Source organism: Frankia sp. AiPa1, from assembly GCF_023243075.1.
In the GTDB taxonomy this organism is placed as follows: Bacteria; Actinomycetota; Actinomycetes; order Frankiales; family Frankiaceae; genus Frankia.
In genome coordinates this window covers 1-849 of sequence record NZ_JALKFZ020000020.1, presented here as the reverse complement: position 1 = coordinate 849, position 849 = coordinate 1, and the positions used below count along the sequence as shown (strand labels likewise).

Genomic DNA, 849 nt, shown 5'->3' with positions numbered 1-849 from the left:
CCATCACCGACCCCCACCTCACCACCCTCACCCACCACCTCACCACCACCGACATCACCCTCGACAGCACCAACCCCAACCCCGCCGACATTCACACCCAACACCTCCACTTCCACACCCTCCTGCTCACCCCGCCCCCCGACAACACCCCCGCCAACCACACCCTCACCACCCTCACTCACATGATCCGCCACATCCTCGACGCCACCGCCTCCGACACCACTCCACCCGACCTCGACACCCTCCACCACCAGCACACCCTCCACCGGCAACTCCTCACCCACCTCACCAACCACGACCCCGACGCCGCCGAAACCCACTGGCACCACCACCTCACCCACACCCCCCACACCCCCCACCACCCCACCACCCCCCTCGACCTGCTCGGCGAGTAGGCACATCACCGCGACCCGGCCACCTCCGCGAGGAGCTCTTCGGATCCTGGGCCAGTCTGGCTCCGAGAGGTTCATCGCGGAACGCAACTCTGGCCATGTGGCGGCGGAGGTTCATCGCGGAACGCGACCCTGGCCGGGTGGCGGCACGCCGACCCTGAACTGGCCAGCGGCGTCAGGGGGCCAGCCGCGTCGGGGGGCCGGCGGGGTCCGGGGGCGGCGGGGTCCGGGCCACGTCACGATATCGACGGTCGCGAGCCTCGCCCTGCGCGCGGACCAGTCGACGCCGTTCCGCCGTGGGGGGGGGGGGGGGGGGGGGGGGGGGCCGCCCGCGCCCCCCCCCCCCCCCCCCCCCCCCCCCCCCCCGCCCCCCCCCCCCCCCACCCCCCCCCCCCCCCCCCCCCCCCCCCCCCCCCCCCCCCCCCCCCCCCCCCCCCCCCCCCCCCCCCCCCCCCCC

2 pseudogenes are annotated in these 849 nt (G+C 75.9%); one reads left to right on the top strand and one right to left on the bottom strand.

What is annotated here, in order from left to right:
* Nucleotides 1–395 (top strand): annotated as a pseudogene (locus MXD95_RS04075) (FCD domain-containing protein); the annotation flags it as partial.
* A 172-nt stretch (nt 396–567) separates the two neighbouring features.
* Here MXD95_RS04075 and MXD95_RS04070 read toward each other — a convergent pair.
* Nucleotides 568–849 (bottom strand): annotated as a pseudogene (locus MXD95_RS04070) (hypothetical protein); the annotation flags it as partial.